The sequence below is a fragment of the Kitasatospora sp. NPDC091276 genome (genome assembly GCF_040684355.1).
Lineage (GTDB): Bacteria > Actinomycetota > Actinomycetes > Streptomycetales > Streptomycetaceae > Kitasatospora.
This window is the reverse complement of the sequence record NZ_JBFBFU010000005.1, coordinates 43542-63263: the sequence shown is the minus strand read 5'-3', so window position 1 is coordinate 63263 and position 19722 is coordinate 43542. Positions and strand designations below refer to the sequence as shown.

At 75.2% G+C, this 19722-nt stretch carries 15 protein-coding genes; 12 read left to right on the top strand and 3 right to left on the bottom strand.

Annotated features, from left to right (window positions below):
* Nucleotides 1-67: 67 nt before the first annotated feature.
* Complete coding sequence (locus AB0O19_RS07925) at nt 68-988, bottom strand: TetR family transcriptional regulator (protein WP_363618573.1); 921 nt, start codon at nt 986-988, stop codon at nt 68-70.
* Between the two features lie 194 nt (nt 989-1182).
* Nucleotides 1183-2958: a 3-hydroxybutyryl-CoA dehydrogenase gene (locus tag AB0O19_RS07920; RefSeq protein WP_363618571.1), complete on the bottom strand. Its 1776-nt coding sequence runs from the start codon at nt 2956-2958 to the stop codon at nt 1183-1185.
* A gap of 530 nt (nt 2959-3488) precedes the next feature.
* On the opposite strand from AB0O19_RS07920, the gene AB0O19_RS07915 reads away from it, so the two are divergent.
* The 3 genes from AB0O19_RS07915 (at nt 3489) to AB0O19_RS07905 (ending at nt 7779) form a co-directional block, all read left to right on the top strand.
* Nucleotides 3489-4943, top strand: coding sequence for a glutamine synthetase family protein (locus AB0O19_RS07915; protein WP_363618569.1), 1455 nt, complete (start codon nt 3489-3491; stop codon nt 4941-4943).
* Between the two features lie 3 nt (nt 4944-4946).
* Complete coding sequence (locus AB0O19_RS07910; RefSeq protein WP_363618567.1) at nt 4947-6083, top strand: amidohydrolase family protein; 1137 nt, start codon at nt 4947-4949, stop codon at nt 6081-6083.
* Nucleotides 6084-6291: 208 nt separating this feature from the next.
* Nucleotides 6292-7779, top strand: coding sequence for a S8 family serine peptidase (locus AB0O19_RS07905; RefSeq protein WP_363580603.1), 1488 nt, complete (start codon nt 6292-6294; stop codon nt 7777-7779).
* Nucleotides 7780-7899: 120 nt separating this feature from the next.
* On the opposite strand, the gene AB0O19_RS07900 is transcribed toward AB0O19_RS07905, so the two are convergent.
* Nucleotides 7900-8793: a HipA family kinase gene (locus AB0O19_RS07900; RefSeq protein ID WP_363618565.1), complete on the bottom strand. Its 894-nt coding sequence runs from the start codon at nt 8791-8793 to the stop codon at nt 7900-7902.
* Nucleotides 8794-8915: 122 nt separating this feature from the next.
* On the opposite strand from AB0O19_RS07900, the gene AB0O19_RS07895 reads away from it, so the two are divergent.
* The 9 genes from AB0O19_RS07895 (at nt 8916) to AB0O19_RS07855 (ending at nt 19722) form a co-directional block, all read left to right on the top strand.
* Entirely contained in the window at nt 8916-9356 is a 441-nt protein-coding gene (locus AB0O19_RS07895; protein WP_363580607.1) for an SRPBCC family protein, read from the top strand.
* A 201-nt stretch (nt 9357-9557) separates the two neighbouring features.
* Nucleotides 9558-10712, top strand: coding sequence for a glycosyltransferase (locus tag AB0O19_RS07890; protein ID WP_363618563.1), 1155 nt, complete (start codon nt 9558-9560; stop codon nt 10710-10712).
* A 378-nt stretch (nt 10713-11090) separates the two neighbouring features.
* Nucleotides 11091-12614 (top strand): sugar transferase, encoded by a 1524-nt coding sequence (locus AB0O19_RS07885; protein ID WP_363618561.1) that lies wholly within the window; start codon nt 11091-11093, stop codon nt 12612-12614.
* A gap of 5 nt (nt 12615-12619) precedes the next feature.
* A complete protein-coding gene (locus AB0O19_RS07880; RefSeq protein WP_363580613.1) occupies nt 12620-13933 on the top strand; it encodes an O-antigen ligase family protein in 1314 nt (437 codons plus the stop codon).
* On the top strand, nt 13930-15666 hold the full coding sequence (locus AB0O19_RS07875) for a lipid II flippase MurJ (RefSeq protein ID WP_363618559.1): 1737 nt from the start codon (nt 13930-13932) through the stop codon (nt 15664-15666). Before AB0O19_RS07880 ends, AB0O19_RS07875 begins: the two co-directional genes overlap by 4 nt.
* Nucleotides 15656-16570, top strand: coding sequence for a polysaccharide deacetylase family protein (locus AB0O19_RS07870; RefSeq protein WP_363618557.1), 915 nt, complete (start codon nt 15656-15658; stop codon nt 16568-16570). The genes AB0O19_RS07875 and AB0O19_RS07870 overlap by 11 nt, the downstream gene beginning before the upstream one ends.
* Entirely contained in the window at nt 16567-17682 is a 1116-nt protein-coding gene (locus AB0O19_RS07865) for a glycosyltransferase (RefSeq protein ID WP_363618555.1), read from the top strand. The genes AB0O19_RS07870 and AB0O19_RS07865 overlap by 4 nt, the downstream gene beginning before the upstream one ends.
* A gap of 49 nt (nt 17683-17731) precedes the next feature.
* Nucleotides 17732-18565, top strand: coding sequence for a Wzz/FepE/Etk N-terminal domain-containing protein (locus tag AB0O19_RS07860; protein WP_363618553.1), 834 nt, complete (start codon nt 17732-17734; stop codon nt 18563-18565).
* Nucleotides 18562-19722, top strand: coding sequence for a GNAT family N-acetyltransferase (locus AB0O19_RS07855; RefSeq protein ID WP_363618551.1), 1161 nt, complete (start codon nt 18562-18564; stop codon nt 19720-19722). Before AB0O19_RS07860 ends, AB0O19_RS07855 begins: the two co-directional genes overlap by 4 nt.

The window sequence follows — 19722 nt, the reverse complement described above, 5'->3', positions numbered from 1 at the left end:
GAAAGGGCCCGCATCGACTGCTCGACGCGGGCCCTCGATATCGCTCTGACCTGGCTAGATGATGGGCTCAGGACTCCCTGGCGCCACTCAGCGCGGCCCGGATGCTGTCCACCACCACGTCCAGCGGAGCGTCCGTCCGGGCGACTGTGATGAGCACCTCACCTCCAGGACTGGCACTCAGTGCGCTCTCGGCCAGCACGTCACCGGGAGCCCCATTGGCACCCGGTGTCACCAGGGAGCCGCGGCGTCTGGCACCCGGCGTGCTGGAGGCCCAGAAGGTCCGCCGGATCACCTCGAAGGAGTGGTCCAGCTGCGCCTCCACGTCCCCGCGCCCGCCGGCCCGCAGCCAGCGCCGCAGCACGTGGTTGTGCGCCGCGACGACCGCCGCCGCCGACACCTCGGCCAGCATCGAGTCGTCCTCGCCGCCGCGCTGCCAGCCCGACGGGATGGACTCCCCGGTGTCGAAGCGGCCCAGCAGGTACCGGGTGAACAGCCGCTCGTACCGGGCCACCACGGCGATCTCCCGCTCGCGCAGCGCCGGGACCTGACGGATCAGCTGGTACCGCGCGACCGACACCCCCGGCGTCGAGGCGTACATCCGCAGCACCTCCTTGATGCCGCGGCAGACCACGTCCAGCGGGTGCTCCTCCGGCTCGGCGCTGGCCAGCAGGTCGGCCACCCGGACGAGGGTGTCGTCGTGGTCCGGGAAGATCGCCTCCTCCTTCGACCGGAAGTACCGGAAGAAGGTCCGCCGGGCGACCCCGGCGGCGGCCGCGATCTGGTCGACCGTGGTCTCCTCGTAGCCCTGAGAGGAGAACAGCTCCATCGCGGCCGTGGCCAGGTCCTGACGCATCTGCTGGCGCTGCGCCGCCGCCCGGCGGCTGCCCGGCCCCCCTTCCGGCCCGGTGCCCCCGGTGGAGGAGGCCGTCCGGTCGGCGCCGCGCGGTCCGGCGGAGTGCTGCGGGGTGGCTGACTGAACCCGATCCATGTCCGGAACGCTACACGGCCCCGGCGGTTCGGCCGCGGCCCTTCCCCGACGGACCGGTGCGACCGGGCCGGTGACGGCCGGTCTGGGCCAGCGCGCGGACACCGTCCCCGGGCTCCAGCCCGGTCTGGCCGGGCCCGACCCGGTCCCGGGCGGCGCCGCCTCGCGCGCGGCGGCGCCCCCGGCAGCCGGCGTGGTCACCGGCGCGCGTGGTCGCGGAAGCCGCGGCCGGTCTTGCGGCCCAGGCAGCCGGCGGCGACCAGGTGCTCCAGCAGTGGCGCGGCGGCCAGGCCCGGTTCGCGGAACTCCTGGTGCAGCACCTGCTCGATGGTCAGCGAGACGTCCAGGCCGACCACGTCCAACAGCTCGAACGGGCCCATCGGGTAGCCGCAGCCCAGCTTCATCGCGGTGTCGATGTCGTCCACCGTCGCGTAGTGCTCCTGGAGCATCCGCACCGCGTCGTTCAGGTAGGGGAAGAGCAGCGCGTTGACGATGAAGCCGGCCCGGTCGCCGCACTCCACCGGGTGCTTGCGGACCTCGGCGGTCAGCTCCAGCACGGTCGCGGTGACGTCCGGCGCGGTCAGCACGGTGGAGACCACCTCGACCAGCTTCATGGCCGGCGCCGGGTTGAAGAAGTGCATGCCGATCACGTCCTGCGGCCGCGAGGTGGCCGTCGCGCAGCTGATCACCGGCAGCGAGGAGGTGGTGGTGGCGAGCACCGCTCCCGGCCTGACGATCTTGTCCAGGGTGGCGAACAGCTCGCGCTTGACCGCCAGGTCCTCGGCCACCGCCTCGATCACCAGGTCCACCTCGGCCAGCTCGGCGTACTGGCCGACCGGGGTGACCAGCGCCAGCGCGGCGTCCCGCGCCTGCGCGCTCAGCCGGCCCCGGTCGACCGCGCGCGCCAGCGACTTCGCCAGCTGCGCCTTGGCCCGGTCGGCCTTCTCCTGGCTGCGGGCGGCCAGCAGCACCGGGCGGCCGGCCTTGGCGAAGACCTCGGCGATGCCGGTCGCCATGGTGCCCGAGCCGCAGACGCCGACCGTGCGGACCTCCCGGCCCGCCACCGCGGCCCGCGCCGGGCCGGCCGCCGCGTCGACGGCCCTGGACGAGCCGGGCGCCTCGTAGGTGTAGAAGCCGCGGCCGGACTTGCGGCCCAGCAGCCCGGCCGCGACCAGCTGGCCGAGGATCGGGGCGGGTGCGTGCAGGCGGTCCCGGGACTGCTCGTACATCGCCTCCAGGACGGTCCGTGCGGTGTCCACGCCGATCAGGTCGAGCAGCGCCAGCGGGCCCATCGGCAGGCCGCAGCCGAGCCGCATAGCGGCGTCGATGTCCTCCCGGGAGGCGTACTTGGACTCGTACATCGCGGCGGCCTGGTTCAGGTACGCGAACAGCAGGCCGTTGACGACGAAGCCGGCCCGGTCGCCGGCCGCCACCGGCTCCTTGCCGAGGTCCCGGGCGAACGCGGCGGCGTCCTCGGCGACCTGCGGGGAGGTCAGCACCGTGCGGACCACCTCGACCAGCTTCATGCTGTGCACCGGGTTGAAGAAGTGCAGGCCCAGCACCCGCTCCGGGCGGGCGGTCGCGGCGGCGATCCGGGTCACCGAGAGCGCGGTGGTGCCGGTGGCCAGGACCGTCCCCGCCGGGCAGATCCGGTCCAGCTCGGCGAAGAGCTCCCGCTTCAGCTCCAGCTGCTCGGGCACCTCCTCGATCACCAGCTCGGCCCCGGCGGCGGCCGACAGCTCGTGGCCGACCGAGATCAGCGCCAGCAGCGCGGTGCGCTCCCCGGCGGTGATCCGCTCCCGGTCGACCGCGTGCGCGGTCGCCTCCTCGATCCGGGCCAGCGCCCGGGCGGCCGAGTCCTCGGTGGCCTCGATGCCGATCACCCGGCGGCCGCTCCTGGCGACGGCCACCGCGACACCGGCACCCATCGTGCCGAGGCCGACGACGGCGACCGTGGAAAAGGGACGCTCCATCTGTCCTGACTCCTAGTCCTGAAGGGCCCGCGCACGCTCCGGCGGCCGGGCCGCCGCGCCCGCGCGTGCGGCGGGGGCGGCCGCCGCCGGGGGAGGGTCCGCGCGCGGGGCTGGGGAGATGACGGGTTCCGGCACACCGCCGCGGCGGCCGGTCCGCTCCGGCCGAACTGAGGGGTGTGCCGTGGTGCTCAGGCGCTCAGGGGTGAAAGGAAGCGGCTCTGATACGAGGAAGGAGACCCGGCCCGCCGCGGTTCGCGGCGCCGGCCGGTGAATGACGCACCGCGCGCCCGCCGTGGACACGGCGACCGCAGGCCCCCGCCGGTGCGGCTCCCGTAGCCCGGCGGTGGTGCGTCCGGCCACTGTAGCGAAGCTACCCGCGAGTAGGAAGGGGTGCGGGCGTCACAAAAGGCATCGGGACGGCGGGGCGGGGGCCGGCGGCGGCCCGAACGGGTGAACGGACGGACGGACGTCCACGGGGACCACTCGATAGGGGAGTTACCCGGCCGCGACGGGCGGGGCAACATGGGGGCATGACCCTCGGAACCGCCGCCGGCCCCGCCGCGTCCGCCACCGGCTCCACCGGCCCGGCCGGAGGCCTCGGTGGGCACCTCGCCGCCGTCACGCTGCCCCCGTGCGCCGCGCGCGTCGAACAGGCCGAGGCCGCCGTCGACCGGCTGCGCACCGCCGCCGTCGACGCGGTGGCCGTCACCTGGGTGGACAACGCGGGCATCACCCGGGTCAAGGCCGTCCCGCTGGGCGCCCTGGTGCACGCCGCGCAGTGGGGCGTCGGCGCCGCACCCTGCTTCGACGTCTTCCTCGCCGACGACGGCATCACCACCAGCCCGAGCGCCGGCGGCCCCACCGGGGACCTGCGGCTCTACCCCGACCTCGACCGGGTCGTCCCGCTGGCCGCCCAGCCCGGCTGGGCCTGGGCCCCGGGGGACCGGCACACCCAGGCCGGCACCCCGCACCCCGGCTGCCAGCGGCTGTTCGCCCGCCGGATGGAGGCCGCCGCCGCCGAGCGCGGGCTGACCCTGCGGGCCGGCATCGAGGTCGAGTGGGTGGTCGCCCTCGCCGGCGGCCCGCAGGACGAGCCGCAGTACCCGACGCACGGCCCCGCGTACGGGATGCATCGGCTCACCGACCTCACCGACTACCTGCGGGACGTCCTGCGCGCCCTCGGCGAGCAGGGGCTGACCGTCCTGCAGATCCACCCCGAGTACGCCCCGGGCCAGTTCGAGGTCTCGGTGGCCCCCGAGGGCCCGGTCGGCGCCGCCGACACCTCCGTCCTGGTCCGGCACACCGTGCGGGCCGTCTCCGCCCGGCACGGCCTGCGGGTCTCCTTCGCCCCCGTGGTCGAGCCCGGCGCGGTCGGCAACGGCGGGCACCTGCACCTGAGTCTCTGGCGGGACGGCCACAACCTCGGCCACGGCGGCCCCGGCCCGCACGGCCTGACCGCCGAGGCCGAGGGCTTCCTCGCCGGGGTGCTAGGCGCGCTGCCCGAACTCCTGGTGCTGGGCTGCTCCAGCCCGGCCGGCTACCTGCGGCTGGTGCCCTCGCACTGGGCCGGCGCCTACCAGTGCTGGGGCCTGGAGAACCGCGAGGCCGCGCTGCGCCTGGTGACGGGCTCCACGGGGGAGCGGGCCGCCGCCGCCAACGCCGAGGTCAAGTGCTTCGACGCCAGCGCCAATCCGTACCTGGCGGTCGGCGCGGTGCTCGCCGCCGGTCTCGCCGGTCTCGACCGACACCTGTCGCTGCCGCCGGAGTTCACCGGGGACCCGGCCGCCGCCGAGCCCGGCGCGGTGCCCCGGCTGCCGACCGGCCCGGCGGAGGCGCTGGCCGCGTTCGAGCGGTCGGCGGTGCTGCGCGAGGCGCTCGGCGGGCCGCTGTACGAGGCGGTGCTGGCGGTGCGCCGGGCCGAGGGCGAGCAGTACGCCGTCGCCACCCCCGAGCAGCTGGTCGCCGCCACCCGCTGGCGGTACTGACCGGTGCCCGCCGGGGCCCTGGCGGTGCCCGCGCTGGTCGACCACCACTGCCACAGCGTGGTGGCGGCCGACCTCGCCGACGACGCCCTGGCCGGGCTGCTCACCGAGTCCGACCGGCCGCCCGCGCCCGGCTGTTCGCCCTTCGACAGCGCGCTCGGCCTGGCCGTCCGGCGCTGGTGCCCGCCCGCCCTCGGCCTGCCCGCGCACGCCCCGGCCGCCGACTACCTGGCCCGGCGGCGCGAGCTGGGCGGCGCCGAGGCCACCCGCCGGCTGCTGGCCGCCGCCGGGCTGGACACCTGCCTGGTGGACACCGGGCTGACCACCGCCGCAGGCCTTCCGCTGCTGCCGCTCGGCGAACTGGCCGCGGCCGCCGGGGCGGTGGTGCACGAGGTGGTCCGGCTGGAGTCGGTGGCCGAGGCGGTGGCGGGCCCGGCCGAGTCCTGGCCGCAGGCCGTCGGGGAGGCGCTGGCGGCGGCGGCTGCGGGTGCGGTCGCGGTCAAGTCGGTGCTCGCCTACCGGCACGGCCTGGCCGCCCCCGCCGAACGGCCCGCGCGGGCGGCCGTGGTGGCCGCGGCCGGCGCCTGGCTGCGCGGCGGGCGGGGCCGGCTGGCCGACCCGGCGCTGCTGCACCACCTGCTCTGGACGGCCGTGGACGTCTGCGCCGGGCTGGGCCTGCCGCTCCAACTCCACACCGGCTTCGGCGATCCCGACCTCACCCTGCACCGGGCCGATCCGTCGCTGCTGACCGGTTTCGTGCGCGCGGCCGAGCCGAGCGGCGTCCCGCTGGTGCTGCTGCACTGCTACCCGTACCACCGCCAGGCCGGGTGGCTGGCCCAGGCCTTCCCGACGGTGTACACCGACCTCGGGTTGACCGCCTCCTACACCGGCCCGCGGGTGGCGGCGGTGCTGGGCGAGATGCTGGAACTGGCGCCGTTCGGCAAGCTGTTGTTCTCCACCGACGCGTACGGGCTGCCCGAGTTGTACCTGGTGGGCGCCGCCCAGTTCCGGTACGGACTGGGGGCGGTGCTGGCCGACTGGCAGGCGGGTGGAGCCTGTTCGGCGGCGGACGCGCGGCGGCTGGCCCGGCTGGTCGCCGCGGACAACGCCCGCGCGCTGTACTCACTGCCCGGCGCACCGTAGCACGTCGGCGAACCGTCACTTTTTAACACTCTTCAACTCTGTTGACGTGTTGGGCCTCCGGACTCCTCGCTTCCGATGTTGGCCAACATGTGACGATTAGATGACTACCTCTTGCGCTTATCAGCGAATATTCATTAGCGTCCCGATCATTCCAGGCGCACCTGCCACACCGCAGCTGCCGCATGACGACTCGGGAGGGCCAACCCCTATGAGAGTTCCTCGGATCAGCCGGACCCGGTTCGCGGCGGTGGGCCTCGTGCTCGCCACCGCCGGCGCCCTCGCGCTCCCGGCCGGCACCGCCGTCGCGGCCCCTTCGGCGGGCTCGACGACCGGTCCGCTGCTCAGCTACGTCGTCAACACCAAGGCCAACCACGGCCAGGTGCAGAAGGTCGAGAAGGCGATCACCGCCCTCGGCGGCTCGGTGGTGTACTCGTACGAGCAGATCGGCGTCGTCATCGCCCGCTCGGACGACACCGCGTTCGCGCAGAAGCTGCGTCAGGCCAAGGGCGTCGACTCCGTCGGTGCCAGCCGCACCAAGGGCATCACCGCCGCCGACCAGGCCAAGGCCGAGGTCGCCGCCGAGCCCGCCGGCGCGCCCGCCGCCGGTCAGGAGCCGTACGAGGCCAACCAGTGGGACATGCGCCAGATCGGTGTCGACAAGGCGCACAAGCTCTCGCTCGGCAACCGCAACGTCACCGTCGGTGTGCTGGACTCCGGCATCGACGCGACGCACGAGGACCTGGCCGCCAACGTGGACGCCTCGCAGTCGGTCTCCTGCATCGACGGCGGCAAGCCGAACACCGACTGGAAGTCCTGGCAGCCCACCACCAGCGACCACGGCACCCACGTGGCCGGCACGATCGGCGCCGCCAAGAACGGCAAGGGCGTCGTCGGCATCGCCCCGAACGTGAAGCTGGCCGCGGTCAAGGTCGTCGACGACGGCGGGTTCATCTACCCGGAGTACGCGATCTGCGGCTTCGTGTGGGCCGGTGAGCACCAGTTCAAGGTGACCAACAACAGCTACTACGTCGACCCGTGGATGTTCAACTGCCCGAACGACAAGGACCAGGCCGCGATCAGCGCCGCCGTCCGCAAGGCGGTCTCGTTCTCGCAGCGCAAGGGCGTCCTCAACGTCGCCGCGGCGGGCAACGAGAACATCGACCTGGCGCACAAGACCGTTGACGTCGCCAGCCCGGACGACACCACCAAGGTGACCCGTCCGGTCACCAACGACTGCCTGTCGCTGCCGACCGAGCTGCCCGGCGTCATCGCCGTCTCCTCGGTGGGCGTCAAGGGCGACAAGGCGTACTACTCCAGCTACGGCAAGGGCGTCGTGACCGTCGCCGCGCCGGGTGGCGACGCCCGCTACCAGATCCCGGACACCCCGGACAAGAACGGCCGGATCCTCTCCACCATCCCGGGCAACAAGTACGGCTACATGCAGGGCACCTCGATGGCCACCCCGCACGTCGTCGGCGTGGTCGCGCTGCTCGCCAGCACCTTCCCGTGGGCCAACCCGGACGAGCTGACCGAGCTGCTCACCAACCAGGCGGAGTCGCACCCCTGCCCGACCGGCGAGTACAACCCGGGCGGCACCGGCGCGTACAAGGCCACCTGCGAGGGCGGCGCGGACGACAACGGCTTCTACGGCGCGGGCATCATCAACGCCGAGAAGGCGGTCCAGTGGTGGCGCTGACGCGCTGACCACGGCGACACCTGAAGACTGAGCCGGGGAGCGGGCCCATCCGGGTCCGCTCCCCGGTCGTTTCCTGCCCGGGCCCGCCCGGCCGACCTCTCCGGGCGAGCCCCGGCCCGCTCACTCGACGTGCTGGCCCCAGCCGGTCTCCACCGACGGCTTGCCGTGCAGGTCCGGGACTTCCTGGAGCCAGGCGGGCCGGCCGGCCCGGGTCCGGGCCTCCCGGCGGCGTTCGGCCTCGTGCAGCTGCTCGGGGGTGGCGAAGCCCTCCGGGAGCCACTGCGCGGAGAGCACCACCCGGGCGGCCAGGTGGGTCACGTAGGCGTGCCGGACGGCGGCCGCCGAGTCGAAGCCGGGCTCGTCGGCCAGCCACTCGTCCGGGACGAGCGCCAGCACCTCCTCCAGCAGGCCGACGGTGACCAGCGGGCCGAGTTCCTCGTCGGCCAGCCGGACGTCCGGGGCCGAGCCGCCCAGCGCGTGCGCGCTGAGGTCGTATCGCCTGCCGACCGCCGCCTCGGCGGTGGTCCAGCGGTGGTGGAAGATCAGCGCGGCGCCGTTGTCGATCAGCCAGAGCCGTCCGTGCCAGACCACCAGGTTGGGGTTGTGGACGGTGCGGTCGACGTTGCCGGTGAGGGCGTCCAGCCAGACCACCCGCCCGGCCTCGGCGGAGTCCACCGGGATCATGCCCGGCCGGTAGTCCCGCGCGCCGGGCAGCAGGTCCATCCCGAGGTTGAGACCGCCGCTGGCCTTGAGCATGTCCTGGATCTCGGTGTCGGGCTCGTCCGCGGCGACGGCCGGATCGAAGTCCACCAGCCGCAGCTCGGGGACGCGCAGGCCGAGCCGCCGGGCCAGCTCGCCGACGATCACCTCCGCGACCAGCGCCTTGCGGCCCTGCGCGGCGCCGGTGAACTTGACCACGTAGGTTCCCAGGTCGTCGGTCTCCACCACACCGGGGACGGAGCCGCCGGACCGCAGCGGGTCGACGTAGCGCACTGCTGTCACCAGATCGAGCACACCGGCCACCCTATCCCGCCGCCCCGCCACCGCGGCGGGCCGTCCGGTCGGCCTCCGCCCCCGGTGCTGTGATTGGCTTGCCGGTGAGAATCGGAAGACCACCGGACGAGGAGAGCAAGGTCATGGGACAGGTGCAGGCCACCACCGAGCGGGACTACGACGCCGCCCCCGAGCGGGTGTACGAGGCGCTGGCCGACTACCGGGTGACCCGTCCGAAGCTGCTGCCCCCGCAGTACAGCGAGTACGAGGTCCGGGTCGGCGGCACCGGCGCCGGCACCCAGGTGCACTGGAAGCTCCAGGCCACCGAGAAGCGCGTGCGGGACTGCCTGTTCACCGTCTCGGCGCCCTCGCCCGACCAACTGGTGGAGAAGGACGCCAACTCCAGCATGGTGATCACCTGGACCGTCTCGGCGGCCGGTGAGGGCCGGTCGAAGGTCGTCGTCTCGGCCACCTGGCAGGGCGCGAGCGGCATCGGCGGCTTCTTCGAGCGCACCTTCGCCCCGAAGGGCCTGAACCGGATCCACGACCAGGTGCTGGCCAACCTGGCCGCCGAGGTCCGCTGAGTTCGCGAGCTCGCTGAGTTCGCGAGCTCGCTGAGTCCGCCGAGTTCGTCGAGTTCGTCTTTCCCACGGAAATTCGCCCGGGAATTCGAGCGGCCCGCCCACCCGTACGAGCGGAAAGCCGTACGGGTGGACGGCCCGCCACCTCCGGGTGACGAGGGCCGCCCGGCACGGGGGAGCCACCCTAGGCTCGCCGCCGTGCATATGACGATCCTTCACATTTCACAGCCCGTGGACGGCGGAGTCGCCCGCGTCGTCGCCGATCTGGTCCGGGGGCAGCGCGAGGCCGGTCACCGGGTGCTGGTCGCCTGCCCGGGCGGCGGCCGGCTGGCCGAGGAAGCCGCCGCCGTGGGCGCGCTGGTCCATGACTGGCCCGCCGGGCGCTCGCCGGGCCCGGGCACCGCCGCCGAGGCGTGGCGGCTGCGCCGGATCGTCCGGGCGGCCGCGCCCGACGTGGTCCACCTGCACAGCGCCAAGGCCGGGCTGGCCGGCCGGCTGGCGGTGCGCGGCGCGGTGCCGACCGTCTTCCAGCCGCACGCCTGGTCCTTCGCCGCCGTCGAGGGCCCGCTGGCCACCGCCACCCTGCACTGGGAGCGCTTCGCCGGCCGCTGGGCGCACCGCCTGCTCTGCGTCAGCGTCCAGGAGCGGGCCGACGGCGTCGCCGCCGGGGTGAGCGCGGACTGGGCGGTGGTGCCCAACGGCGTGGACGTGCGCCACTACGCACCCGCCGACCGCCGGGCGGCCCGGATCGCGCTGGGCCTGGACCTGGACGCCCCGCTCGCGGTCTGCGTCGGCCGGCTGTGCCGCCAGAAGGGCCAGGACGTGCTGCTGGCGGCCTGGCCGGAGGTGCTGCGGGCGGTGCCGCAGGCCCGGCTGGCGCTGGTCGGCGGCGGCCCCGAGGAGAACCGGCTGGCGGACCTGGTCCGGGAGTCGGCCGAGCCGTCCCGGGTCCGGCTGGTCGGGGACGTGCCGGACCCGAGGCCGTGGCTGGCGGCGGCCGACCTGGTGGTGCTGCCCTCGCGCTGGGAGGGCATGGCGCTGGCCCCGCTGGAGGCGATGGCGGTGGCCCGTCCGGTGCTGCTGACCGACGTGCCGGGCGCCCGGGAGTGCCTGCCCCAGGCCGAGCGGGGGCGGGCGGTGGTGCCGCCCGAGGACGTGACCGCGCTCGCCACCCGAATGGCGGAAGCGCTGTCCGATTCGATCGAGTGTGAGCGACGCGGGGCGAGGCTGCGCGATCACGTGGTCGCCCGGCACGACGTCCGCACGGTGGTCGAACAGGTGGACGCGCTGTACCGCCATCTGCTGGGTGCCGGTCCGGCGGCCGGGCGGCGCCGGGCCCGTGTCCCAGAGCGGATCTGATCGTTTCACATGCCGTGAATGCCCGCCGATCCGGCGCCGTCGTATTCGCACCCTCAACCGGATAGGGACGAGGCGTCAAATCCGAAATACCTATTAATGGGCGGCTGGAATGAAACGGCAAGTCAACTTCCAGCCTACGCAGCCAGGTTATGTATTGTCGGATTTCGCCTGCTTCGTTTCGATTTCACGCCGGGAATTCGCGACTGAGCCCTTCATGGTCGCGCCCCGCGCGGCCGGGCCCGGTGCGAGAGGACCGAAAGCCGCCAGCGGTAGCAGGTGCTGTCAGGACCGCGCCCACCGGGCCGGGACGGCCGCTCCGCGCCATCCGGTGCCGGGGCGCCGTCACCCCGGGCACACAGCAGGGGAGTTCGTGCGCTGATGACTATTGACCACGACAGCGTGCCGCGATCCGGTCGGTCCCTGTCCGGCCCGCGGCGGCCCGGCACCGGGCTGCTCGACCGCCCGGCCGGATCCGCCCAGACCCGGACGGTGCCGCCGCCCCGCCGGCACCGCGGGGCGGTCCGATCCCGGCTCGCCCTGCCGCTCGCGCTGGTCCAGGTCGACGCGATCGCGCTGTGCACCGCCACCGGCCTCGCCAACCGGGCCGTCGACCCGGCCGTCCCGCTCGCGCCGCTGCTCGGTGCTGCCGCCGTCCTGCCCCTGCTGCTCGTGCTCAACCTGGTCGGCGGCCTCTACCGCACCCGGCTCACCCTCTCCGTCCTGGACGAACTGCCCGCGCTGGCCGTCCGGGCCGTCGTCGCCACCGCCTTCGCTGTCACCCTGGCCGGCTGTCTGGACGGCCGCTGGCCCGACTGCGGCCCGGCCACCCCGGCCCGGCTCACCGTCCTGCTCGGCGTCCAGCTGCTGATCGCAGCCGTCGGCCGCGCCGTGCTCTACCACCTGGTCCGGCGGATCCGCCGCAGCCGCCCCAACCCCGTCCTGGTGCTCGGCGCCGGCCGGCTCGGCCGCCGGGTCGCCGCCGCCCTCAGCGAGCGCGGCGAGTACGGGATGCGCCCGGTCGGCTTCCTCGACGCCGACCCGCCGCTGCTCGCCGGCGACACCGACCTGCCCGTCCTCGGCGGCCGCGAGGTGCTGGAGCGCGAGGTCCGCCGGCACCGGATCCACCACGTGGTCGCCACCGCCGGCGCCGCCGACGAGGCCGAGACCGCCGCCGCCCTGCGCGACGCCGCCCGGCTCGGCTGCCAGGTCTGGCTGGTGCCCGCGCTGCGCGAGCACGGCTCGCTGCCCGCCGGCCCGCTGGCCGGAGCCGACCACCTGTGGGGCTTCCCCTGCCTGCGGGTCGGCAGCCCGGCGATGCGCCGCCCCGGCTGGGCCGCCAAGCGCGCCCTGGACGTCACCGCCGCCGGGCTCGGCCTGCTGCTGCTCGCCCCCGTCCTGGTGCTCTGCGCGCTGGCCGTCCGCTTCGACACCGGCCCCGGCGTGCTCTTCCGCCAGCAGCGCACCGGGCTCGACGGCAAGGTCTTCACCGTCCTCAAGTTCCGCACCCTGCGCCCGAGCAACGAACACGAGTCGGCGACCCGCTGGAACATCTCCCAGGACCACCGGATGGGCGCCGTCGGCCGGCTGCTGCGCCGCAGCTCGCTGGACGAGCTGCCGCAGCTGTGGAACGTGCTGTGCGGAGACATGAGCCTGGTCGGCCCGCGCCCGGAACGCCCCTACTTCGTCATGCGGTTCGGCCAGGCCTACCCCGAGTACGCCGACCGCCACCGCGTCCCGGTCGGCCTGACCGGTCTCGCCCAGGTCAACGGCCTGCGCGGGGACACCTCGATCGAGGACCGGGCCCGGTTCGACAACCGCTACATCGAGAGCTGGAGCCTCTGGCAGGACGTCAAGATCCTGTGCCGCACCGCGGTCCTGATGCTCCACCCGGACGGGAGCTGACCCGCGTGGCCCTGACCCTTCCCGCCGTCCCGCGGCTCGCGTTACGCAAGGCGCTGCCCGCGCTCGCGGACCGGCCCAGCCCGCTCGCCGCGGCGACCGTCCTGCTGGTCTGCGTGCCCACCGGCGAGAAGGACGTCGCCGCCGCCGTCCACGTCACCGCCGCCGACGTGGCCTCGCTGGCCCTGGTCGCCCTCACCGCGCTCAACCTGCTGCGCGGGCGGCTGCCCGCCGTCAGCCGCGCCACCTGCGTGCTGTTCGGCGGCATCGTGGTCGCCGCCGCCGTCGCCACCGTCGGCTCGATCGACCCGGCCACCAGCCTCACCGGCTTCGTCCGGCTCACCCAGGTGTTCGTCCTGGTGCCGGCCGGGGTGCTCTGCTCGCTGCGCGACCGCGTCGACCAGCGGCTGGTCCTCGGCTCCTTCGTGCTCGCCGCGCTGATCCAGGGCGTGGTCGGCGCGCACCAGTACCTCACCCGGACCGGCGCCTCCTACACCGGCCAGCCGATCCGGGCCGTCGGCACCTTCGGCGCCCTCGACATCATGGCGATGTCCACGGTCGTCAGCTACGGCCTGCTCGCCGCCCTGGCCCTGGCGCTCGCCGAGCGCCGCCCCGGCGGCGACGTCCGGCTGCGCCGCGCCATGTTCGCGGCCGCCGCCTTCCTGGCCTTCCCGCTCGCCGTCTCGTTCAGCCGCGGCAGCTGGATCGCCACCGCCGCCGCGGCCACCGTGCTGCTGCTGCGCGCCGACGCCCGGCTCGCCGTCCGCGGCGCCGTCCTCGGCCTGGCCGCCGCGGTCGTCCTGGTCGGCGGCCTCGGCCTCGGCGCCTCCGGCGTCACCGAGCGGCTCAGCTCGATCGGCTCCGTCTCCGCCGCCCCCGACCAGTCCGTCTCCGACCGCTACGACCTGTGGTCCACCGCCGGGCGGATCTGGCAGGACCACCCCGTCCACGGCGCCGGCCCCAAGGCCTTCCAGCAACTGCGCGACAGCCACGCCCCGCTGCGGCTCTCCTCCGGCAGCGACGCCGCCGACCCCACCATCGGCTTCCAGCGCGAACCGCTGCTCTCCCCGCACAACATGTACTTCCTGGTGCTCAGCGAGCAGGGTCTGATCGGCATCGTCGCCTACGCCGCGCTCTTCCTCGGCCTGCTGCTCGGCTGCCTGCGCCACTCCCGCGGCCCGGCCCTCGCCGCCCTGGCCCTGCTCACCTGGGTGCTGGTCGACTTCCTGTACGCGGACATCGGTGGCACCACCACCGTGCTGACCTCCGTCGTCCTCGGCCTCGCGGCCCGGGCCTGCGTCGCGGAGGCCGACCCGCGATGACCACCGACCAGCCGGCCCTCGCCTCCGCCGTGCCCGCCCCGCGCGGCGCCGCCGACGGCCCGCCGTCCGGGCCCGACCCGGCCCCCCGGCGCGGCTTCCTCGCCAAGGCCTTCGGCATCACCGCCGTCCTCAGCGCCGCCGGATCCGGCCTCGGCCTGCTGCGCGACCTCCTGCTGGCCCGCTACTTCGGCGCCAACCAGGGCACCGACGCCTTCCTGGTCGCCTGGACCGTCCCGGAGACGGCCGCGCCGCTGCTGATCGAGGACGCCATGTCCTTCCTCATGGTGCCCGCCTTCGCGCTCGCCCTGGTGCTGCGCGAGGAGGATCCGGACGCCCCCGACCCGGTCCGCCAACTGGTCCGTGCCACCCTTCCCTGGCTGCTGCTCGCGCTCAGCGGGCTCGCGCTGGTCGCCGCCCTCGGCGCCCCGCAGCTGGTCGAGCTGCTCGCCCCCGGCCTGGCCAACCCCGGCCTCGCCGTCACCTGCACCCGGATCACCGCGATCACCGTGCTGCCGTTCGGCGTGGCCGGCTACCTCGCCGCCGCGCTGCGCGCCCACCACCGCTTCACCGCGCCGGCCGGCATCTACGTCGCCTACAACGTCGGCATCCTCGCCGTGCTGCTCGGCTGCCAGTCCTTCCTGGGCGTGCGCTCCGCCGCCCTGGGCGTCGCGCTCGGCAGCCTGCTGATGGCCGGGCTGCTGGTCGCCCCGTTCCTGCGCCGGCTGCGCCAGGGCGCGGGCCCGGGATCGCACCCCGGCGCGGGCCGTGCCCGCCGCTCCCGCAAGGCGCTGGTGCTGATGCCGTTCGCCCTGCTGCCGGTGGCCGCGTTCACCCTGACCCGCCAGTCGCAGGTCTTCGTCGAGCGCTACCTCGGCTCGGCGCTGCCGCCCGGTACCATCTCGCACCTCAACTACGCCGCCAAGGTCTCCCAACTGGCCATGACGGCCGGCATCCTGATCTGCACCGTCACCTTCCCGCTGGTCGCCCGGGCGCTGGCGGCCGGGGACCTCGCCGCCGCCCGGGACCGGGTCGAGAAGGACCTCGGCCAGGCCGCGGCGGTCGTCCTGGGCGGCACCGCCTTCCTGATGGCCTGCGCCCCCTCGGTGGTCTCGCTGCTCTTCCAGCGCGGCGCCTTCGGCCCGCAGGACACCGCCGCCACCGCCGCCGTCATCCGGGTCTACAGTTTCGGCCTGCCCGCCCAGGCGCTGATCGGCGTGATGATCCGCCCGTACTTCTCGCTGCGCCCGGTGGTCCGCCGGGCCGACGATCCGGGCACCGAGGACGGCGGCCGTCGGCTGCTGGACTGGTTCCCGGTCGCCGCGATGCTGCTCGGCCTCGGCGTCACCGTCGTGGTCAGCCTGCTCGCCACCCCCCGCTTCGGCGCCCTCGGGCTCGCCGCCGGGAACGCGGCCGGCATCACCGCCACCGCCGCACTGCTGCTGCACGGCCTGGTGCTGCGCGGCATCCCGCTGCGGCTGCGCCGGGTGCTCGGCGGCCACGCCCGGCTGGTGGCCGCCGCCGGCGGCGCCACCGCCCTCGGCGCCGCCGTCGCCGGGCTGGCCGCCGGCCCCCTGCTCTCCACCCTCCTCGGGGGCCTCACCGTGGCGCTGGCCTTCGCCGTCCTCGGCACCGGCCTCGGCGCGCGTGAGGTGCGCGGTCCGGTCCTCGCCGTGGCCCGGGCCCTGAACCCGCCAACCGTCGCCGATGAAGGGAAGCTTCCCCATGGACAATGAACGGGGAACCGTCCGTTCGGCCCAGGCGGGCGTCCGCCGCCAGGCCGTACCGGCCGCAGCCGCACCACGCGGCGACCTCCCGTACACCGACCCCGCCGGGCCGGAGGCGCAGCTGCCCAGGAGCCACCGCCCGCTCGGCGAACCGTCCGGCCCCGGTCCCTCCTCGCCGTGGATCCTGATGTACCACTCGGTGGCGGTCGAGAAGGAGGACCCGTACCAGCTGACCGTCAGCCCCGAGCGGTTCGCCGAGCAGGTCGCCTGGTTGCACCGGCGCGGGCGGCGCGGCGTCTCCGTGCGCGAGCTGATGCGGGCCCGGGCCGTCGGCCGGGACGACGGACTGGTCGGGCTGAGCTTCGACGACGGCTACGCGGACTTCGCGCGCCACGCCGTGCCGATCCTCCAGGCGTACGGCTTCACCGCCACCGCGTACGTGGTCGCCGACCTGCTCGGCCGGGACAACGGCTGGGACACGAAGGGGCCGCGCAAGCAGCTGCTCACCGTCCAGGAGGTCACCGAACTCGCCTCCGCCGGCTGGGAGATCGGCTCGCACGGCCTCGGCCACCAGGCGCTGCCCGGCCTGCCGGCCGATGTCCTGGCGGTGCAGACCCGGGAGAGTCGGCGCCTCCTGGAGGAGGTGGTCGGCGGCCCGGTCACCGGCTTCTGCTACCCGTACGGCGCCGTCGACCTGCCCGCCACCGAGGCCGTGCGCGACGCCGGCTACGACTACGCCTGCGCCATCGCGCACTCCCCGCTCACCGGCCGCTTCGCGCTGCCCCGCTGCTACGTCGGCGACCGCGACGGCGCCTGGCGGCTGCGCGCCAAACGCGGCCGGCAGCGGCTGCGCGACGCCGTCACCGAGCTGCGCCGAAGCCCCCTGGCCGCCCGGCGGGGGGCCCGGCCGTGAGGGTCCTGCACATCGTCACCGGCCTCGCCTCGGGCGGCGCCGAGCGCCAACTCCACCTGCTGCTGAGGCACTTGCCCGCACACCAGCAGTGCGAGGTGGTCGCACTGACCAACCCCGGCACGGTCGCCGCCGCGCTGCGCGCCGACGGGGTGACCGTCCACCACCTCGGCATGCGCGGCAACCGCGACCTGGGCGCGCTGCCCCGGCTGGTCCGGCTGGTCCGCTCCGGCCGCTACGACCTGGTGCACACCCACCTGTACCGGGCGCAGCTGTACGGCCGGCTGGCGGCCCGGCTCGCCGGGGTCCGCGCGGTGGTCTCCACCGAGCACTCGCTGCACGCCGGGGTGATCGAGGGCCGCCCGGTCACCCGCGGCGTCAAGGGCCTCTACCTGGCGGCCGAGCGACTCGGCAGCACCACCGTCGCGGTCTCCCGGCAGGTCGCCCAGACGCTGCACTCCTGGGGCGTCCCACCGGCCCGGGTCGAACTGATCCCCAACGGCATCGACACCGCCCGCTACCGCCGCCCGGCCGCAGACCGGGCCGCCACCCGCCGCCGGCTGCGGGCCGAACTCGGCCTTCCGGAGGGGAGCTGGGCGGTCGGCGGAGTCGGCCGGCTGGTCCCCGGCAAGCGCTTCGAGGTGCTGCTGGAGGCCCTCGCCGCTCTCGACCCGGCCGCCCGGCTGGTGCTGGTCGGCGCGGGCCCGGAGCGCGCCGCGCTGGAGCACCGGGCCGCCGAACTCGGCGTCCGGGAAAGGCTGGTGCTCACCGGCGAGCGCGACGACGTGCCCGACCTGCTGACCGCCCTGGACGTGCTGGCCGCCCCCTCCACCGCGGAGACCTTCGGCCTCGGCATCCTGGAGGGCCTCGCGGCCGGCCTGCCGGTGCGGCACAGCGCCTGCCCGGCGCTCGACGAACTGCCGCCCAGCGCCGCTCCGCAGGCCCGCCGGATCCCGTCCGAGGGCGCCGCGTACGCCGCCGCGCTGCGCGACCTGCGGCACCTGAACGACCACAACTCCGACCCGCTGCCGCACCCCCCGGCGGTCGGCCACTACGACATCGCCCGGGTCGCCGCAGACCTGGGCGCCCTCTACGACCGGCTGGCCCGCGCTTGACCGCCCGCCGCCGCCGGAACCGCCGTCACATACCCAAGGAGTCACACCCATGACCACACCGCGCCGAAGGGCCCGCCACCTGGTCCGCCGCTGGTGGCCGGTGGCGCTCGCGGTGCCGCTGGGCGCCGCGGCCGGCGCCGGGTACGCCGTCGTCTCGCACCCCTCGTACGCCGCCAGCGCCTACGTCCTCGTGGTGCCGCAGAACCCGGGGGAGGCCGCCACCGCGACCAACTTCGCCCAGGCGTACGGGCGGTTGGCGGGCCAGCCGCAGGTGCTCGCGGTGGCGGCCGCCGAGACCGGCCACACCCGTGCCGAGCTGGAGTCCCTGGTGCACGGGACCACCTCCCCGGACGCCCCGATGATCGAGATCACCGGCACCGGGACGCGCCCCCAGGAGGCGGCCCAGACCGCCGACGCGGTGGCCCGCTCGCTGGTCTCCTTCGCGAACACCAGCAGCAGGGACACCAGCGTCCGGCTGGTGACGCTGGCCCCGGCCGCCGAGCCGGACAAGCCGACCACCCCGTCCGCCACGCTGGACGTCGCGGTCGGTGGCGCGGCCGGGTTGCTGGTGGGGGCCCTGGTGATGATGACCCGCCGCCGGGGCGAGGCCGCCCTGCCGGAGGCCGCCGAGCCCGCCGGGGCCCCGGTGGAGCCGACGACGCCGGCCACCCCCCGCCCGCGCGGCGAGGAGCCGCCCGCCGCCGACCAGGCCGGCAAGACCGGCCAGGCGGAGGAGACCGAGAAGGCCGAGAAGGCGGAGAAGGCCGAGAAGGCGGAGAAGGCCGAGAAGGCGGAAGGGAGGCCCGGGAAGGCCGCTGCCGTGAAGAAGAGCGCCGAGGAGCCCCCGGCCAAGGAGAAGGCCGCGGCCGGGAGCGGGCGATGAGCACTGAGATCCGGCACGCCGGCCTCCCCGCCCAGCCGGCTGCGCCGGGCTGGACCACCGAGCTGCGCCGTGAGGACGACGCTCTGGACACCCTCGCCGAGGAGTGGGACGACCTGGCCGCCCGCTGCCGGACCGCCACCTTCTTCCAGGCCGCCGACTGGCAGCGCTCCTGGTGGCGCCACTACGGCAGCCCGGGCCGCCTGCTGGTGGTGCTCGTCCGCCGGGACGGCCTGCTGGTCGGCGCGGGTGCCTTCAGACGCCGCGGCGGCCCGCTCGGTGGGCTGACCGCCCTGGGCGCCGGGCTGGTCGACTACTCCGACGTGCTGCTCGACGACGACTGCGCCGACCGGGCCGCCGCCGAGTTCGCCGCCGCCCTCCCGCTCACCCGCCCGTGGCACTCCCTGGAGCTGCGCGAGGTGCACCCCGAGGCGGCGGTGCAGCGGGTGTACGAGCACTGGCACGGCCGACGCCGCCGCTACCAGGACTCGCTCTGCCAGTACCTGCCGGCCGTCCCGATGGACCGGCTGCTCAAGCGGGTGCCCGGCAAGACCGCGCAGCGCAGCCGGGTGAAGCTGCGCAAGATCGCCGAGGCCGGGGTGCAGGTCAGCTCGACGCCGGCGGCCGAGGTGCCGGCGGCGCTGGAGGGCCTGCTGCGGCTGCACTTCCTGCAGTGGCAGGAGCGCGGCGTCACCCCGGAGCACCGCACCGAGCGCTTCGCCCGCCACCTGACCGAGTCCACCGTCGGCCTGGTCGCCACCGGCAGGGCGGCCGTCCACCAGTTCCGGCTGAACGGCGAACTGGTCGCGGTGAACCTGCTGCTGCTCTGCCCCTCCTTCGGCGGCCTGTACATGTACGGCGCGCACCCGGTGCTGCGCGAGCGGCTGGACATCGCCGGGCTGCTGTTCAGCGCCGCCCTGGACGAGACGGTCGGCGCGGGCGTCCCGCTGCTCGGCCTGCTGCGCGGCCAGGAGCCGTACAAGCAGCGCTGGCGGCCGGACCAGCTGTCCAACCAGCGCCTGCTGTTCGGTCCGCCCGGGCCGGCGCCGGCGGCCGTCGCCCGGTCCGGCGCGGTGCGCGTCCGCCAGCAGGCGGCGCACGTGCTGCGGACCCGCTTCCCGAGGCTCAAGGAGGCCCTGCTGGCCCGCCGCCGCGGCTGA

Coding starts and splice junctions, on each gene's coding strand:
- AB0O19_RS07895 (WP_363580607.1), top strand. CDS start 8,916: ATGGGACAGGTGCAGGCCACCACCGAGCGGGACTACGACGCCGCCCCC.
- AB0O19_RS07885 (WP_363618561.1), top strand. CDS start 11,091: ATGACTATTGACCACGACAGCGTGCCGCGATCCGGTCGGTCCCTGTCC.
- AB0O19_RS07860 (WP_363618553.1), top strand. CDS start 17,732: ATGACCACACCGCGCCGAAGGGCCCGCCACCTGGTCCGCCGCTGGTGG.
- AB0O19_RS07915 (WP_363618569.1), top strand. CDS start 3,489: ATGACCCTCGGAACCGCCGCCGGCCCCGCCGCGTCCGCCACCGGCTCC.
- AB0O19_RS07905 (WP_363580603.1), top strand. CDS start 6,292: ATGAGAGTTCCTCGGATCAGCCGGACCCGGTTCGCGGCGGTGGGCCTC.
- AB0O19_RS07875 (WP_363618559.1), top strand. CDS start 13,930: ATGACCACCGACCAGCCGGCCCTCGCCTCCGCCGTGCCCGCCCCGCGC.
- AB0O19_RS07890 (WP_363618563.1), top strand. CDS start 9,558: ATGACGATCCTTCACATTTCACAGCCCGTGGACGGCGGAGTCGCCCGC.
- AB0O19_RS07855 (WP_363618551.1), top strand. CDS start 18,562: ATGAGCACTGAGATCCGGCACGCCGGCCTCCCCGCCCAGCCGGCTGCG.
- AB0O19_RS07920 (WP_363618571.1), bottom strand. CDS start 2,958: ATGGAGCGTCCCTTTTCCACGGTCGCCGTCGTCGGCCTCGGCACGATG.
- AB0O19_RS07870 (WP_363618557.1), top strand. CDS start 15,656: ATGGACAATGAACGGGGAACCGTCCGTTCGGCCCAGGCGGGCGTCCGC.
- AB0O19_RS07925 (WP_363618573.1), bottom strand. CDS start 988: ATGGATCGGGTTCAGTCAGCCACCCCGCAGCACTCCGCCGGACCGCGC.